Here is a 14178-nt window from a genome sequence, read left to right on the forward strand (position 1 = left end):
ATGGTGTACACGGGACAGGTCGTCGTCGGCGGGCCGAGCGACCGGCGTCGCATCGACGAGGTCGAGATCCGCAAGCTCGCCGTCGGACCGCTCGCGAACGACGTCTACCTCCTCACGTGCCGGCGCACGGGTGCCCAGGTCCTGATCGACGCCGCGGACGCGCCCGACGACGTCCTCGCGCTCGTCCGCGACGGGTCGCCGACCGCGCGCCTCGACGTCGTCGTCACGACGCACCGGCACACTGACCACCTGCGCGCGCTCGCCTCGATCGTCGCGGTCACCGGCGCGACGACGGCCGCCGGGGACCTCGACGCCGACGCCGTCGCGGCAGCCGCCGACGTGCACGTCACCCGCCGTCTCCGTCACGGCGACGTCGTCCGCGCCGGTGACCTCGTGCTCGAGGTCGTGGCGCTGCGCGGCCACACGCCGGGATCCGTCGCGCTGGCCTACCGCGAACCGGACGCGGTCCACGAGCCCGGGGCGGCAGCGGGCCGCGTGCACCTCTTCACGGGCGACTCGCTGTTCCCGGGCGGCGTCGGGAACACCCAGCGCGACCCGTCCCGCTTCGAGCGGTTGCTCACGGACGTCACGGAGCGTGTCTTCGACCGGTTCGACGACGCGACGTGGGTCTACCCGGGTCATGGCGCGGACACGACCCTGGGCGTCGAGCGTCCGCACCTCGACGAGTGGCGCGAGCGCGGCTGGTAGCGGACCGCGCGGGCTCCGCTCGGAACGCCGCGGTGACGACCGAGGCGCGGACCCGTCCGCGTGCCGTCGGGCGGTCCTGGTTCACTGGCGGCATGCCGATCCACGCCGTCACCTACGTCTACGCCGACCGCACCGCCGAGCTCGACGCCCTGCGTCCGGAGCACCGCGCATTCCTGGGCGACCTGTACGCGCGGGGCACGCTCCTGGCGTCCGGCCCGCTGCCCGCGCACGAGGGCGCACCCGCCGGGGCGCTGCTCGTCGTCGACGGGGAGACGCCCGACGCCGTCGCCGCGGTCCTCGACGAGGACCCGTTCGGGCGGGCGGGCCTCGTCGCCGAGCGCACTGTCCGTCCGTGGGCGCCGGTCATCGGCGACTGGGCGGACCGCGCCTGACGGGGTCTCACCGCGCGCGGTCGCGCCCGGGCGGACGATCCCGGAGCCGGCGGATCGACTCCCACGGGTACGGCGTCTCCCGGCTCTCCCGCTGGAACGCGCGGTAGAAGTCCCCGACCACCGCCGCGACCGGGGCGTGCCGGGACAGCGTCGCCGCGACCGCCGCGGGGGCGCCCGCCGGAAGGCTGCCCTGAGCCCAGGAGCGCACGAGCGCGCGGCGCTCGTCGGGACCGCACCCGTACAGGGCGACGGCCAGCCAGCTCACCAGGTGGGTGACGCTGTAGCAGTCGTCGTACTCCTGGTGCGCGGCGACGAAGTCGACCTCGTCGGGCGAGAGGTCGAAGGCTGACGAGATCGCGAGACCGTAGTCGGCGAAGTAGAGCCGTTCCCCGTCGGTCAGGACGTTCTCGAAGTGCGTGTCGAAGTGCAGCAGGCCACGTGAACTCATGAACGAGATCCCGGCGCTCAGCCCGTCCTCCACCAGCGCGCAGGCGCGCTCGGCGGTCTCGCCACCTGCCTCGACCTGGGCGCCGAGCCAGTCGTGCAGCGTCTGCGGGACGTACTCCAGGAACAGCACGATGCTCGCCGAGGAGTCCCGCAGGGCCTCGACCCGGCGACGCACCGCCGTGCCGCCGCCCCAGTACTCGACGGCACGCTCGACGTCGGCCAGCTCGTCGGGCAGCGGTCGGCCGGCGTCGGGAAGCACCCGCCAGTGGTGCATCAGGGGAAAGCCCTCGTGGTCCCCCGCGATCACCCAGCCCGTCGTCATGACGTGCGCGGCCAGCTCCCGCCAGGCGCCGAAGCCCGCGGCGCCGATGGCGCCGACGCCGTAGTGGCAGAAGGTCGGGAGGTCGAACAGGTTCGCCGTGGAGCGGACGTTCTCCGCCTGGCGCTCCAGGTCGGTCAGTCGCACGTGCTTGACGAACACGGGTGTGCCGTCGACGTCGAGCAGCACCGTCTCCCCGCCGATGCCCGCACCGATCCGCGGGGCGGCGTCCACGAGCTCGCGCAGCTCGTGGACGCTGCGCAGCGACAGCGCGGTGGCGACCGCTGCGTGCGCGGCCAGGCGGGAAGCGCGGGACCTGTCGCGTCGGGCTGGCACCGTCTCGCTCCGCGGCTCGTCGGGCACGCGCTATCGCGCGGCGCCGTCCTGCGGGCCTGTGCCCCGCGGCGGCGCCTCGCCGGCGGACGCGACCTCCTCGACCGTCTCGTCCGCAGGCGCCTCGACCGCGTCCTCGACGGGACCGGCGACGTCGCTCGCGGCGGCCGTCGCGGCCGGGCCGTCCTGGGCGTGCAGCGCCCGCGTCCGCAGCAGGCTCGCGACGGTGGTGACGGCGAGCGCACCGATGATCACGACGAGCGACAGCCAGATCGGGACCGTCGGGACGGCGTCGAGGTGCTCCCCGCCGTTGATGAACGGCAGCGTGTTCTCGTGCAGCGCCTCGAGGATCAGCTTCACGCCGATGAACCCGAGGATCACCGCGAGACCGATCGGCAGGTAGACCAGCCGCTCGAGCAGGCCGCCCAGGAGGAAGTAGAGCTGGCGCAGGCCCATGAGCGCGAAGACGTTCGTCGTGAAGACGATGAACGGGTCCTGGGTGAGCCCGAAGATCGCGGGGATCGAGTCGAACGCGAAGAGCAGGTCGGTGCTGCCGATCGCGAGGAACACGATGACGAGCGGCGTGAAGACCCGCTTGCCGTCCTCGATCGTGCGCAGCCGGCCGCCGTCGTACTGCGTGCCCAGCGGCAGCACCTTCCGCAGCGCCCGCACGGCGCGGTTCTCGTGGTACTCCTCGGGCTCGTCGCCACCGGCCACGAGCTTGATCGCCGTGTAGATGAGGAACGCGCCGAAGAGGTAGAACACCCACACGAACTGCGCGATGATCGCCGCGCCCGCGAGGATGAACGCCCCGCGCAGGACGAGCGCGACGATGATGCCCACCATCAGGACGCGCTGCTGCTGGTCCCGCGGGACCGCGAACCGCGCCATGATGATGACGAACACGAAGAGGTTGTCCACGGAGAGGCTGTACTCCGTGAGCCACCCCGCGTAGAACTCCCCGGCCGGTGCCGCCCCGCCGACCGCGCCCACGATCGCCCCGAAGACGAGGGCGAGCGCGACGTAGAAGCCGACCCACAGCGCGCTCTCGCGCATCGAGGGGACGTGCGGGCGACGCCCCACGACGAACAGGTCGACGAGGAGCAGCACCGCGAGCGCCGACAGCGACGCCCACTCGAACCAGACGGGAAGCTCGTGAACCATCAGCGTGAGCCCTCCGAGCTCTCGACGGAGCGCCGACGGTCGGCGCGGTCCTTGGCGAGGCTCGCGACCGTGGTGATCGTGAGCACGACGACGATGAAGCCGAGCGACAGCGCCGTCGAGATCTCCGGGATGGCGGTGATGTGCTCACCGCCGTTGATGAACGGCACCTCGTTCTTGTGCAGCGCGTGGATGAGCAGCTTGACGCCGATGAAGCCCAGGATCGCCGCGAGGCCGTACGCGAGGTAGACGAGGCGGTCGAGGAGGCCGTCGATGAGGAAGTAGAGCTGGCGCAGGCCGAGCAGCGAGAACGCGTTGGCGGCGAACACGAGGTAGGTCTCCTGCGTGAGTCCGAAGATCGCCGGGATCGAGTCGACCGCGAAGAGCAGGTCGGCGCTGCCGATCGCGATCATCACGATGAGCATCGGGGTGATGTAGCGCTTCCCGTCGATCTTCGTCGTCATCTTGTCCTCGACGTACGTCTCCGTCGTCGGGAACAGGCGGCGGGTCAGCTTCAGCGCGCCGTTCTCGTGGAACTCCTCGTCGTGGCCCGAGCCCGCCTTGACCTGCGTCCACGCGGTGTAGAGCAGGAACGCGCCGAAGATGTAGAAGATCCAGCTGAAGTTCTCGATGAGGGCCGCGCCGAGGAAGATGAAGATCGTCCGCAGGACCAGCGCGATCGTGATGCCGATGAGCAGCACCTTCTGCTGGTAGAGCCGCGGGACGCGGAAGCTCGTCATGATGAGGACGAACACGAAGAGGTTGTCGACCGACAGGCTCTTCTCGGTGATGTAGCCGGCGAAGTACTCCCCGCCGTACGTCGAGCCCCAGACGGCCCAGACGATACCGCCGAAGGCGACCGCGACGGCGACGTAGCCGGCGGACCACCAGGTGGCCTCGCGCAGGCTCGGGGCGTGGGGCGTGCGCACGTGCCCGACGTAGTCGACGGCGAGCATCGCGAGGATCACGCCGATGGTGACGAGCCAGACCCAGACGGGGACATCCATGCAAAGACCTCCGGTACGTAGCACTGAGTACCGAAGGTCTCTTCCGCCACGCACCGCCACGCGCACCCGCACGGGTCGCGGGCTGGTGGTTGCGGGACCGGTGACACCGGGCCGACGACTGCGCCGGCCGTGATGACGACATCACCGTGTGGGAATACTCCCCCTCGCTGAGGAGCCAGCATAGGCCATCGCTCCTCCTGACGTGACAACACCACGCCACCGTGGACTGTTCCTCGGTCGCTCGTGGGCCACACGTCCAGGGCCCGGCGGGCACCGCTCAGGCGGTGGCCGCCTGCATCTGCCGCAGCTCCTTCTTGAGCCCCGAGATCTCGTCGCGCAGCCGGGCGGCGAGCTCGAACTGCAGCTCGCCCGCGGCCGCGTGCATCTGGTCGCTCAGCTCCTGGATGAGCTGGGCGAGGTCGCTCGCCGCCGCGCCGGCGAGCCGGTTGCCCGACGACGCACCCTCCTTGGGCCCGCCCGGCACCGGCGCCTTGCCCTTCGCGCCCTTGCCCGGCTGCCGGTACCCGCCCGCCAGGAGCTCGGCCGTGTCGACGTCCTCGCGCGCGAGCATGTCCGTCACGTCGGAGATCCGCTTGCGCAGCGGCGTCGGGTCGACCCCGTGCTCCGTGTTGTACGCGATCTGCCGCTCGCGACGGCGCTCGGTCTCCTCGATCGCCGCGGCCATCGCCGGGGTGATCTTGTCCGCGTACATGTGCACCTGCCCGGAGACGTTGCGGGCCGCGCGGCCGATCGTCTGGATGAGGGACTTGGGCGACCGCAGGAAGCCCTCCTTGTCGGCGTCGAGGATCGCGACGAGCGACACCTCGGGCAGGTCGAGGCCCTCGCGCAGGAGGTTGATCCCGACGAGGACGTCGTACTCGCCTAGGCGCAGCTCGCGCAGCAGCTCGACGCGCCGCAGCGTGTCGACCTCCGAGTGCAGGTACCGCACCCGCACGTCCTTCTCGAGCAGGTAGTCGGTGAGGTCCTCCGCCATCTTCTTGGTGAGCGTCGTGACGAGCACGCGCTCGTTCCGCTCGACACGCTCGCGGATCTCGTGCAGGAGGTCGTCGATCTGCCCCGTGGTGGGCTTGACGAGCACCTCCGGGTCGACGAGGCCGGTCGGGCGGATGATCTGCTCGACCACGCCGTCCGCCATCGAGAGCTCGTAGTCGCCGGGGGTCGCCGACAGGTACACGGTCTGGCCGATCCGCTCGACGAACTCCTCCCAGCGCAGGGGCCGGTTGTCCATCGCGCTCGGCAGGCGGAACCCGTGGTCGACGAGGCTGCGCTTGCGCGACATGTCGCCCTCGAACATCGCGCCGATCTGCGGCACGGTCACGTGCGACTCGTCGATGACGAGGAGGAAGTCCTCGGGGAAGTAGTCGAGCAGCGTGTTCGGCGCCGATCCCGCCTCGCGGCCGTCGATGTGCCGCGAGTAGTTCTCGATGCCGGACGCGGTGCCGATCTGGCGCATCATCTCGATGTCGTACGTGGTGCGCATGCGCAGCCGCTGCGCCTCGAGCAGCTTGTTCTGCCGCTCGAGCTCGTCGAGCCGCTCGGCGAGCTCGGCCTCGATCGAGGAGATCGCGCGCTCCATGCGCTCCGGCCCCGCGACGTAGTGCGTCGCCGGGAACACGTGGATGCTCGGCTCGGACCGGATCACGTCGCCCGTGAGCGGGTGCAGGGTCTGGATGCTCTCGATCTCGTCGCCGAAGAACTCGATGCGGACCGCGAGCTCCTCGTACACCGGGATGATCTCGACCGTGTCCCCGCGCACGCGGAACGTGCCACGCGTGAACGCCATGTCGTTGCGCGTGTACTGCATGGTCACGAACTGCCGCAGGAGGTCGTCGCGCTCGACCTGCATGCCGACGTCGAGGCGGACCATGCGGTCGACGTACTCCTGCGGCGTGCCGAGGCCGTAGATGCACGACACCGACGCGACCACGACGACGTCGCGCCGGGTGAGCAGCGAGCTGGTCGCGGAGTGCCGCAGGCGCTCGACCTCGTCGTTGATGGACGAGTCCTTCTCGATGTAGGTGTCCGTCTGCGCGATGTACGCCTCGGGCTGGTAGTAGTCGTAGTACGAGACGAAGTACTCGACCGCGTTGTTGGGCAGCAGCTCCCGGAACTCCGTCGCGAGCTGCGCCGCGAGGGTCTTGTTGGGCGCCATGACCAGCGTCGGGCGCTGGAGCTCCTCGATGAGCCACGCCGTCGTGGCCGACTTGCCCGTCCCGGTCGCGCCGAGGAGCACGACGTCCTTCTCTCCCGCGCGGATGCGCTGCGAGAGGTCCGCGATCGCCGTCGGCTGGTCGCCGGACGGCTGGTACTCGGAGATGACCTCGAACGGGGTGGTCGCACGCTGGAGATCGGTCACGGGACGCATGAGTCCACGGTACGTCGAGCCACCCACACGGACCCTTCCGCGCGCGGTCGACGCACCCCCTCGGAGCCACGACCGGAAATCACCCCGACGTAATTTGGAAGGTGTCATTCGGAACCTCTAGGGTCGCCTCGACCCTGCCGCTCCCCGACGCCCGTGGAGCAGCCCGACAGCACGGACCACGGGCGACGGAGTCCGTCCGCAGTAAGTCAGCGCCGCTAGCGAACCCTCGACCTGGAGCCGACACCATGCGCCTTCACCCCGCGCGCCCCCGCGGAATCCCCCTGCTCGCCCTCACCGCGCTCGCCCTGACGACCGTCGGCCTCGCCGCGCCCGCGACCGCTGAGCCGCTGGCTGCCGCGCCGACGGTCACCGCCGACGACGTCTGCACCGCAGACCCGTCCACGCGACCGGTCGGTGTGTACGAGCTCACCGCCGTGGAGGACGCGGGCGTCGGCATCTGGGCGGGGGGCGGCCTCACCGTCACGACGGCGACGGAGCTCGAGGGCCGCGTCGTCGTGGGCGGGGACGCCGACCTCTCGGGAGCCGGGAGCCTCAACGTGGGGACCGCGGGGGGCGGCGGCTCGGCCATCACCCCGGCCGGCGGGACCGACATGCTCGTCGTCGGGGGCGACCTCGCGACCGCGACGAACACCCAGGTGGGCTTCCACGCGTCGAGCGGCGGCAACGTCGTCGTCGGGGGTGAGATCACCGGCACGACCCCGAGCACCGAGAGCCGCAACGCCCCGGGCCGCCCGGGCACCGTCCTGCAGGGCGTCGGCCGCGAGGCCGCCCTGCGCCCCTATACGGCGCTCTCCGGGCTCGTCGCGGGCATCGCGACCGACGCCGCCGACGGCGCCGTCGCCGCGGCACCGGAGGGCGGCGTCCTGACGGTCGCGGCGGGCGGACGGTACACGCTCACCGCCGCCCAGGCGTCTACCCTGACCACGCTGTACGTCACCGGGAGCGGTCCGGTGCTCCTCACCGTCACCGGGTCCTCGGTGGACGTGCCGGGGCTCAAGCACGTGGAGTACGGCGGCGAGCGCGTCTACCAGAACAGCCAGTACCTCTCGGCGCACTTCCTGTGGAGCTTCCCGGACGCGACGCAGGTGACGCTCGGCACGAACGACCAGTTCCCCGGGACGGTCGTCGTCCCGCGCACGGACGCGACCCTCACCGTCGCGACGTCGACCAACGGGCGCATCCTGTCCAACGGCGCCGTGGAGTACACCGGGGGCGCCGGGATCGAGCACCACAACTACCCGTTCGCCGGACCGTGCGAGTCGACGCCGTTCGTCGAGGAGCCCAAGCCGGAGCCGTCGCCGGAGGGCCCCCACCCGGGCGAGGGCGTGACCACGCCGCCGACGACCACCGAGGAGACCCCTGCCACGGAGGAGCCGGGCGAGCCCTCCGCGGAGGCGACCCCTGCTGCCGAGACCCCGGCCCCCGGCCCCGACGCGACCCCCGTGTCCGCCGAGCAGGGTGACGGCACGCCGGAGAGCGGCCTCGCGACGACGGGCGCCTCGGTCGTCGTGCTGGCCGTGGTGGCCGCGCTGCTGCTCGCCGGGGGTGCGACGATCCTCGTCGTGGCACGTCGGCGCGCGACGCGCTGACGCTCCGAGCACGAGCACGCACCGAGGGCCCGGCAGGACGACCTGTCGGGCCCTCGGCGTCCCTGCGCCCGATTCAGCTCTCCGCGCCGCCCGCGAGGACCGGCTCCGGGGTGCCGAGGAGCGCGTGCCGCACGACGGCGGCCACGGCCACGACCTGGTCCTCGATCGGGACCACGTCAGCCTCGGGGACGTGGACGAACCCGGCACGCCGCCCCGGCCCCGAACCCCAGTGGTGCATGAGGGCGTAGAAGACGTCGTTGCACACGTACGTCCCCGCGGTGCTCGACACCGCCACCGGCACGCCCGCCGCGCGGATCTCCGCGAGCGACGCCTTGAGCGGGAGCGTCGACCAGTACCCGACCGGTCCTCCCTCCGCGACGGGCACGTCGACCGGACGGTCGCCGGCGTTGTCGGGGATGCGCGCGTCACGCACGTTCACCGCGACCCGTTCGAGGCGCACACCCGGCGCACCGCCCGCCAGGCCGAGCGCCACGACGACGTCGGGGTCGTGCTCACGGATCGCCGCGTCGAGCACCGGCCACGCCCCGGCGAAGGTCACGGGGAGCCGGACGGCGACCACCCGGTCGCCCGCGAGCACCTCACCGCGCTCGGCGAGTCGCGCGGCCGTCTCCCACGACGGGTTCGTGAGGCCGCCGTCGAACGGCTCGAACCCGCTGACGACGACGGTCACGCCTCGTGCTCCTCGATCTCGGCCTGGACCTCGGCGTCGACCTCGGCGCGGACCCGCACCCAGAGCTCGTCGACCTGCTCGCGCAGCGCGTCCGGCGAGCCGGAACCGTCGAGGGTCACGTCCGCCGCGGCGAGCCGCGCCGCGTCGTCCGCCTGGGCGGCGAGGCGCGCACGGGCCTCGTCCTCGCTCAGTCCCCGCCCTTCGACGAGCCGGGCCACCCGCACGTCCGCGGGCGTGTGCACGACCACGACGCAGTGGAAGCGCGCGGGGTCGCCCGTCTCGACGAGGAGCGGGATGTCGTGCACGACGACCGCGCGCGGGTCGGCCGCGCCGACGGCCGCCTCGTGCTCGGCCGCGAGCCGGCGCACCTCCGGGTGGACGATGGCGTTGAGGCGTCCGCGCGCGGCGTCGTCTCCGAACACGACGCGACCGAGCGCGGCGCGGTCGAGCGCGCCGTCGGCGTCGAGGACGCCCAGCCCGAACGCCTCGACGACCTCGTCGAGGCCGACCGTCCCGGGCGCCACCGCGTCGCGGGAGAGCGCGTCGTAGTCCACGACGACGGCGCCGAGCTCGGCGAAGCGTGCGAGCGCGACGGACTTCCCCGCCGCGATTCCTCCGGTCAGGCCGATGCGAAACATGCGCCCCATCCTGCCAGCCGGTGGGCGACCTCGCGCCGGGACGCTCGACCCGGTGGGCGGGTTCAGGCGTGCGCGCCCCGCGGCTCGCCCGCGCCGCCCGCCGGCCGGTCGCCGGCGCGCGCATCGTCCTGCCGCTCGCCAGCGACGGCACGCAGGAGCCGCAGGAGCTCGGCACGCTCGGCGGCGTCGAGGCGCGCGAGGAGCGTGCCGGCGCTCGACGAACGCTCCGCTCCCACCTGCGCGACGACCTCACGCCCCCGCGGGGTCAGCTCGACGAGCGTCGCTCGCCGGTCGTGCGGGTCGGGGGTGCGCCGGACGAGACCGGCCTGCTCGGCATCGTCGACCTTGGACGTCACCGAGCGCGGGGCGACGTCCAGCGCGGACGCGACCGCGCCGAGCCGGCAGGGCTCGTCGCAACGGGCGAGGAACCGCAGCATCCGGTACTGGCCGGGGGTGGTCCCCGCCGGCTGGGCACGCTCGCTCGCCTCGCGTCGCACGCTCCGGAGCGCCGCGTGCAGCAGCGCGAGGAACTCTCCCGCCTCGTCCGTGGAGGCCGGGCCACCGACCACGCCCGGTGCGGGGCGTGCGCTCGCATCGCTCGTCACGAGGCCGAGCGTACCCGGCAGGACGGGGTCTTGTTGAGAGCACTCATTGTGAGTTAGACTCACTATCGTTGTCGCGCGAGCGGTCCACGCGACCGAGCCCTCCAGCCGGCCGCGCCGGCCCGGCGCCACGCCGCCGCGGACGACCGCGCCCCTCCCCCACCCTGGAGGCCCCATGTCTTTCACCTCACCTCTCCCCGGCTCCGGCGGCGGGCGCGGCATGCGCTCGTTCCGCCAGGACTCCTCCGTCGCGTCCCGTCGGCTGCACCGCGGCACGATCCGACGCGTCCTCACGTTCGCCCGGCCCTACCGCCGCCAGCTCGCGGCCTTCCTCGTGCTCATCTCGATCGACGCCGCTGCGGGCGCGGCCACGCCGCTGCTGTTCCAGCGGATCATCGACGACGGCATCACCGCCGGCGACGTCGGTGTCGTCGTCAGCCTGTCCCTCGTCGCCGCCGGTCTGGCCGTGCTCTCGGGCGCGCTCGGCGTCGCCCAGCGCTGGTTCTCCTCGCGCATCGGCGAGGGCCTCATCGTCGACCTGCGCACGGCCGTCTTCGACCACGTGCAGCGGATGCCGCTCGCCTTCTTCAGCCGGACCCGCACCGGCGCACTCGTCCAGCGGCTCAACGGCGACGTCCTCGGCGCGCAGCAGGCCTTCACGTCGACGCTCTCCAACGTCTTCTCGAACCTCCTCACCGTCGTGTTCGTCCTCGCCGCGATGCTCTCCATGTCCTGGCAGCTCACCCTGCTCGCCCTGACGTTGCTGCCCGCGTTCGTGCTCCCGGCTCGCTGGGTCGGCAAGCGCCTCGCCGCGATCGCGCGCGAGAGCTACGAGCTCAACGCCGAGGCGGCGCAGACCATGAACGAGCGGTTCAACGTCGCGGGCGCCCACCTCGTCAAGGTCTTCGGCGACCCGTCCCGCGAGTCGTCCCGGTTCGCCACCCAGGCCGGCCGCGTGCGTGACATCGGCGTGAAGCAGGCCATGTACGGCACGGTCTTCCGTGTCGGCCTCACCGTCGTCGCCTCCGTCGCCGTCGCGATCGTCTACGGCCTCGGCGGCGTCATGGCGATCTCGGGCTCGCTGACCGTCGGAACGGTCGTCGCGCTCACCGCCTACCTCGGACGCCTCTACGGCCCGCTGACGGCCATGTCCAACGTCCAGGTCGACGTCATGACCGCCCTCGTGAGCTTCGAGCGCGTGCTCGAGGTGCTCGACCTCGAGCCGACCGTGACGGACGCGCCCGACGCCGACGACCTCGCCGACGACCTGGAGAAGGACGGCGCGAGCCTCGAGCTCGACGGCGTGACGTTCCGCTACCCGGGCGCCGCCGAGGTCTCCCTCGCCTCGCTCGAGTCCGTCGCCGTCGAGGGGGCCGACCCCACGACGGACACGCTGCGCGACGTCACCTTCTCCGTCCCCGCGGGGGCGATGGTCGCGCTCGTCGGATCGTCCGGCGCGGGCAAGACGACCGTGTCGCAGCTCGTCACGCGCATGTACGACCCGACCTCCGGCCACGTGCGGATCGCGGGGCGCGACCTGCGCGAGGTCACGCAGGAGAGCCTGCACGACGCCGTCGGCGTGGTCACGCAGGAGGCCCACCTCTTCCACGACTCCATCGCCGAGAACCTCCGGTACGCCAAGCCCGACGCGACCGACGCCGAGCTCGAGGCCGCGCTGCGGCGCGCGCACGTGTGGGACGTCGTCGCGGCGCTGCCGTCGGGGATGGACACCGTGGTCGGCGACCGCGGCTACCGGATGTCCGGCGGGGAGCGCCAACGCCTGGCCATCGCGCGCGTGTTCCTCAAGGCGCCGCGGCTCGTCGTCCTCGACGAGGCGACGGCGCACCTCGACTCCGGCTCGGAGGCCGCGGTCCAGGCCGCGCTCGCAGAGGCGCTGCGCGGGCGGACGTCGCTCGTCATCGCGCACCGGCTCTCGACGGTCCGCGAGGCGGACCTCATCGTCGTCCTCGACGCGGGGCGCGTCGTCGAGACGGGCACGCACACCGAGCTGCTCGCCCGCCACGGCCGGTATGCCGAGCTCTACCGGACGCAGTTCGCGGACTCGCCCGCGCCGTCGGACCCCGACCCGGCCACCGAGCCGGCGACCGCCACGGCCTGACCGCCGGAACGTCGGGCAGGCGATCCTGGACCGCCGAACAGGCGGTTCCGGCTCGTCCGCGACCATCGACGGACCAGGATGACCTGCTCGGCACCGGACGCGCCCGCCGGGCGCGGCGAAGGCCCGCCACCCCGAGGGGTGGCGGGCCTTCGTGCGACCTACGACGTCTCCGCCGGAACGGCGGAGGGCGTCAGGAGATCAGTTGCCGGTGAGCTTCTCGCGGAGCGCGGCGAGCGCCTCGTCCGACGCGAGCGTGCCCGTGGCCTCGGCGGCCGGGGCCGACGAGTAGGACGTGCTGCTGGAGGACGACGAGCTCGACGAGCCCGAGTCGCCCGACGCGGCGTCGAAGTCGGCCTTGACGGCCTCGGCGACCTGCTTGCGGTGCGCCTCCCAGCGCTCGTGCGCCTTGGCGTACTCCGCCTCCCAGGCCTCGCGCTGCGTCTCGAAGCCCTCGAGCCACTCGTTGGTCTCCGGGTCGAAGCCCTCGGGGTACTTGTAGTTCCCCTGCTCGTCGTACTCGGCGGCCATGCCGTAGAGCGCGGGGTCGAAGTCGTCCGACTCCGGGTCCACGCCCTCGTTGGCCTGCTTGAGCGAGAGCGAGATGCGGCGACGCTCGAGGTCGATGTCGATGACCTTGACGAAGACCTCGTCACCGACGTTGACGACCTGCTCCGGCAGCTCGACGTGGCGCACGGCCAGCTCCGAGATGTGCACGAGGCCCTCGATGCCGTCCTCGACGCGCACGAACGCACCGAACGGGACGAGCTTGGTGACCTTGCCCGGCACGACCTGACCGATCGCGTGGGTCCGGGCGAACGTCTGCCACGGGTCCTCCTGCGTCGCCTTGAGCGACAGCGAGACGCGCTCGCGGTCGAAGTCGACGTCCAGGACCTCGACCGTGACCTCCTGGCCGACCTCGACGACCTCGGAGGGGTGGTCGATGTGCTTCCAGGAGAGCTCGGAGACGTGCACGAGGCCGTCGACGCCGCCGAGGTCCACGAACGCACCGAAGTTGACGATCGAGGAGACGACACCGGGGCGCACCTGGCCCTTCTGCAGCGTCTGCAGGAAGGTGGAGCGGACCTCGGACTGCGTCTGCTCGAGCCAGGCACGGCGCGAGAGGACGACGTTGTTGCGGTTCTTGTCGAGCTCGATGATCTTCGCCTCGATCTCCTTGCCGACGTACGGCTGGAGGTCGCGGACGCGACGCATCTCCACGAGGGAGGCCGGGAGGAAGCCACGGAGGCCGATGTCGAGGATGAGACCACCCTTGACGACCTCGATGACGGTGCCGGTGACGACGCCGTCCTCCTCCTTGATCTTCTCGATCGTGCCCCAGGCGCGCTCGTACTGCGCACGCTTCTTGGACAGGATCAGACGGCCTTCCTTGTCCTCCTTCTGGAGGACGAGGGCCTCGACCGCGTCGCCGACGTTGACGACCTCACCGGGGTCCACGTCGTGCTTGATGGACAGCTCGCGGGAGGGGATGACGCCCTCGGTCTTGTAGCCGATGTCGAGGAGGACCTCGTCGCGGTCCACCTTGACGATCGTGCCTTCGACGATGTCGCCGTCGTTGAAGTACTTGATGGTCGCGTCAACGGCGGCGAGGAAGTCCTCCTCGGTGCCGATGTCGTTGACGGCAACCTGGGGTGCGGACTTCGCGGGGGTAGAGATGGTCATTGAGTTCGATGCTCCGATGCGGACAGGTGTAGTCGAGCGGGTAGGGTTCTCGGCGCGCCGCTGCCGCTGCCCCGTGGACGTCATG

12 protein-coding genes are annotated in these 14178 nt (G+C 72.0%); 4 read left to right on the forward strand and 8 right to left on the reverse strand.

Annotated features, from left to right (window positions below; all coding sequences use genetic code 11):
• Both ACN9MS_RS11255 and ACN9MS_RS11260 read left to right on the forward strand, forming a co-directional pair.
• Entirely contained in the window at positions 1-708 is a 708-nt protein-coding gene (locus ACN9MS_RS11255) for an MBL fold metallo-hydrolase (RefSeq protein WP_426308706.1), read from the forward strand.
• A gap of 92 nt (positions 709-800) precedes the next feature.
• A complete protein-coding gene (locus tag ACN9MS_RS11260; protein WP_426308707.1) occupies positions 801-1100 on the forward strand; it encodes a YciI family protein in 300 nt (99 codons plus the stop codon).
• Between the two features lie 7 nt (positions 1101-1107).
• Here the strand turns inward: ACN9MS_RS11260 and ACN9MS_RS11265 are convergent, their stop codons facing one another.
• The 4 genes from ACN9MS_RS11265 to uvrB all read right to left on the reverse strand — a co-directional run bounded on the left by ACN9MS_RS11265 (position 1108) and on the right by uvrB (position 6753).
• Complete coding sequence (locus ACN9MS_RS11265; RefSeq protein WP_426308708.1) at positions 1108-2202, reverse strand: protein kinase family protein; 1095 nt, start codon at positions 2200-2202, stop codon at positions 1108-1110.
• Between the two features lie 30 nt (positions 2203-2232).
• Positions 2233-3363, reverse strand: a complete 1131-nt coding sequence (locus ACN9MS_RS11270) for a TerC family protein (RefSeq protein WP_426308709.1) — start codon at positions 3361-3363, stop codon at positions 2233-2235.
• On the reverse strand, positions 3363-4367 hold the full coding sequence (locus ACN9MS_RS11275) for a TerC family protein (RefSeq protein WP_426308710.1): 1005 nt from the start codon (positions 4365-4367) through the stop codon (positions 3363-3365). Before ACN9MS_RS11275 ends, ACN9MS_RS11270 begins: the two co-directional genes overlap by 1 nt.
• A 277-nt stretch (positions 4368-4644) precedes the next feature.
• Positions 4645-6753 carry an excinuclease ABC subunit UvrB gene (gene uvrB, locus ACN9MS_RS11280; RefSeq protein ID WP_053370767.1) on the reverse strand — a complete coding sequence of 703 codons (2109 nt, stop codon included), beginning with the start codon at positions 6751-6753 and terminating at the stop codon, positions 4645-4647.
• Between the two features lie 245 nt (positions 6754-6998).
• On the opposite strand from uvrB, the gene ACN9MS_RS11285 reads away from it, so the two are divergent.
• Complete coding sequence (locus ACN9MS_RS11285; RefSeq protein WP_426308711.1) at positions 6999-8363, forward strand: choice-of-anchor A family protein; 1365 nt, start codon at positions 6999-7001, stop codon at positions 8361-8363.
• A 73-nt stretch (positions 8364-8436) separates the two neighbouring features.
• Here the strand turns inward: ACN9MS_RS11285 and ACN9MS_RS11290 are convergent, their stop codons facing one another.
• The 3 genes from ACN9MS_RS11290 to ACN9MS_RS11300 all read right to left on the reverse strand — a co-directional run bounded on the left by ACN9MS_RS11290 (position 8437) and on the right by ACN9MS_RS11300 (position 10297).
• Complete coding sequence (locus ACN9MS_RS11290; RefSeq protein WP_426308712.1) at positions 8437-9054, reverse strand: pyroglutamyl-peptidase I; 618 nt, start codon at positions 9052-9054, stop codon at positions 8437-8439.
• On the reverse strand, positions 9051-9692 hold the full coding sequence (gene coaE / locus ACN9MS_RS11295) for a dephospho-CoA kinase (protein ID WP_426308713.1): 642 nt from the start codon (positions 9690-9692) through the stop codon (positions 9051-9053). The genes ACN9MS_RS11290 and coaE overlap by 4 nt, the downstream gene beginning before the upstream one ends.
• Positions 9693-9754: 62 nt before the next feature.
• Entirely contained in the window at positions 9755-10297 is a 543-nt protein-coding gene (locus ACN9MS_RS11300; RefSeq protein ID WP_426308714.1) for a MarR family winged helix-turn-helix transcriptional regulator, read from the reverse strand.
• A 172-nt stretch (positions 10298-10469) separates the two neighbouring features.
• Here ACN9MS_RS11300 and ACN9MS_RS11305 point away from each other — a divergent pair, with 172 nt between their 5' ends.
• Entirely contained in the window at positions 10470-12413 is a 1944-nt protein-coding gene (locus tag ACN9MS_RS11305) for an ABC transporter ATP-binding protein (RefSeq protein WP_426308715.1), read from the forward strand.
• A 198-nt stretch (positions 12414-12611) separates the two neighbouring features.
• On the opposite strand, the gene rpsA is transcribed toward ACN9MS_RS11305, so the two are convergent.
• Complete coding sequence (gene rpsA / locus ACN9MS_RS11310) at positions 12612-14093, reverse strand: 30S ribosomal protein S1 (RefSeq protein ID WP_375823766.1); 1482 nt, start codon at positions 14091-14093, stop codon at positions 12612-12614.
• Between the last annotated feature and the right edge of the window lie 85 nt (positions 14094-14178).

Source organism: Cellulosimicrobium sp. E-16, from assembly GCF_049913115.1.
Taxonomy (GTDB): domain Bacteria; phylum Actinomycetota; class Actinomycetes; order Actinomycetales; family Cellulomonadaceae; genus Cellulosimicrobium.

What these genes read in the sequence shown, in the direction of transcription:
- ACN9MS_RS11270 (WP_426308709.1), bottom strand. Translation starts at nt 3,363, where the DNA reads ATGGTTCACGAGCTTCCCGTCTGGTTCGAGTGGGCGTCGCTGTCGGCG.
- rpsA (WP_375823766.1), bottom strand. Translation starts at nt 14,093, where the DNA reads ATGACCATCTCTACCCCCGCGAAGTCCGCACCCCAGGTTGCCGTCAAC.
- ACN9MS_RS11275 (WP_426308710.1), bottom strand. Translation starts at nt 4,367, where the DNA reads ATGGATGTCCCCGTCTGGGTCTGGCTCGTCACCATCGGCGTGATCCTC.
- ACN9MS_RS11260 (WP_426308707.1), top strand. Translation starts at nt 801, where the DNA reads ATGCCGATCCACGCCGTCACCTACGTCTACGCCGACCGCACCGCCGAG.
- uvrB (WP_053370767.1), bottom strand. Translation starts at nt 6,753, where the DNA reads ATGCGTCCCGTGACCGATCTCCAGCGTGCGACCACCCCGTTCGAGGTC.
- ACN9MS_RS11285 (WP_426308711.1), top strand. Translation starts at nt 6,999, where the DNA reads ATGCGCCTTCACCCCGCGCGCCCCCGCGGAATCCCCCTGCTCGCCCTC.
- ACN9MS_RS11255 (WP_426308706.1), top strand. Translation starts at nt 1, where the DNA reads ATGGTGTACACGGGACAGGTCGTCGTCGGCGGGCCGAGCGACCGGCGT.
- coaE (WP_426308713.1), bottom strand. Translation starts at nt 9,692, where the DNA reads ATGTTTCGCATCGGCCTGACCGGAGGAATCGCGGCGGGGAAGTCCGTC.
- ACN9MS_RS11305 (WP_426308715.1), top strand. Translation starts at nt 10,470, where the DNA reads ATGTCTTTCACCTCACCTCTCCCCGGCTCCGGCGGCGGGCGCGGCATG.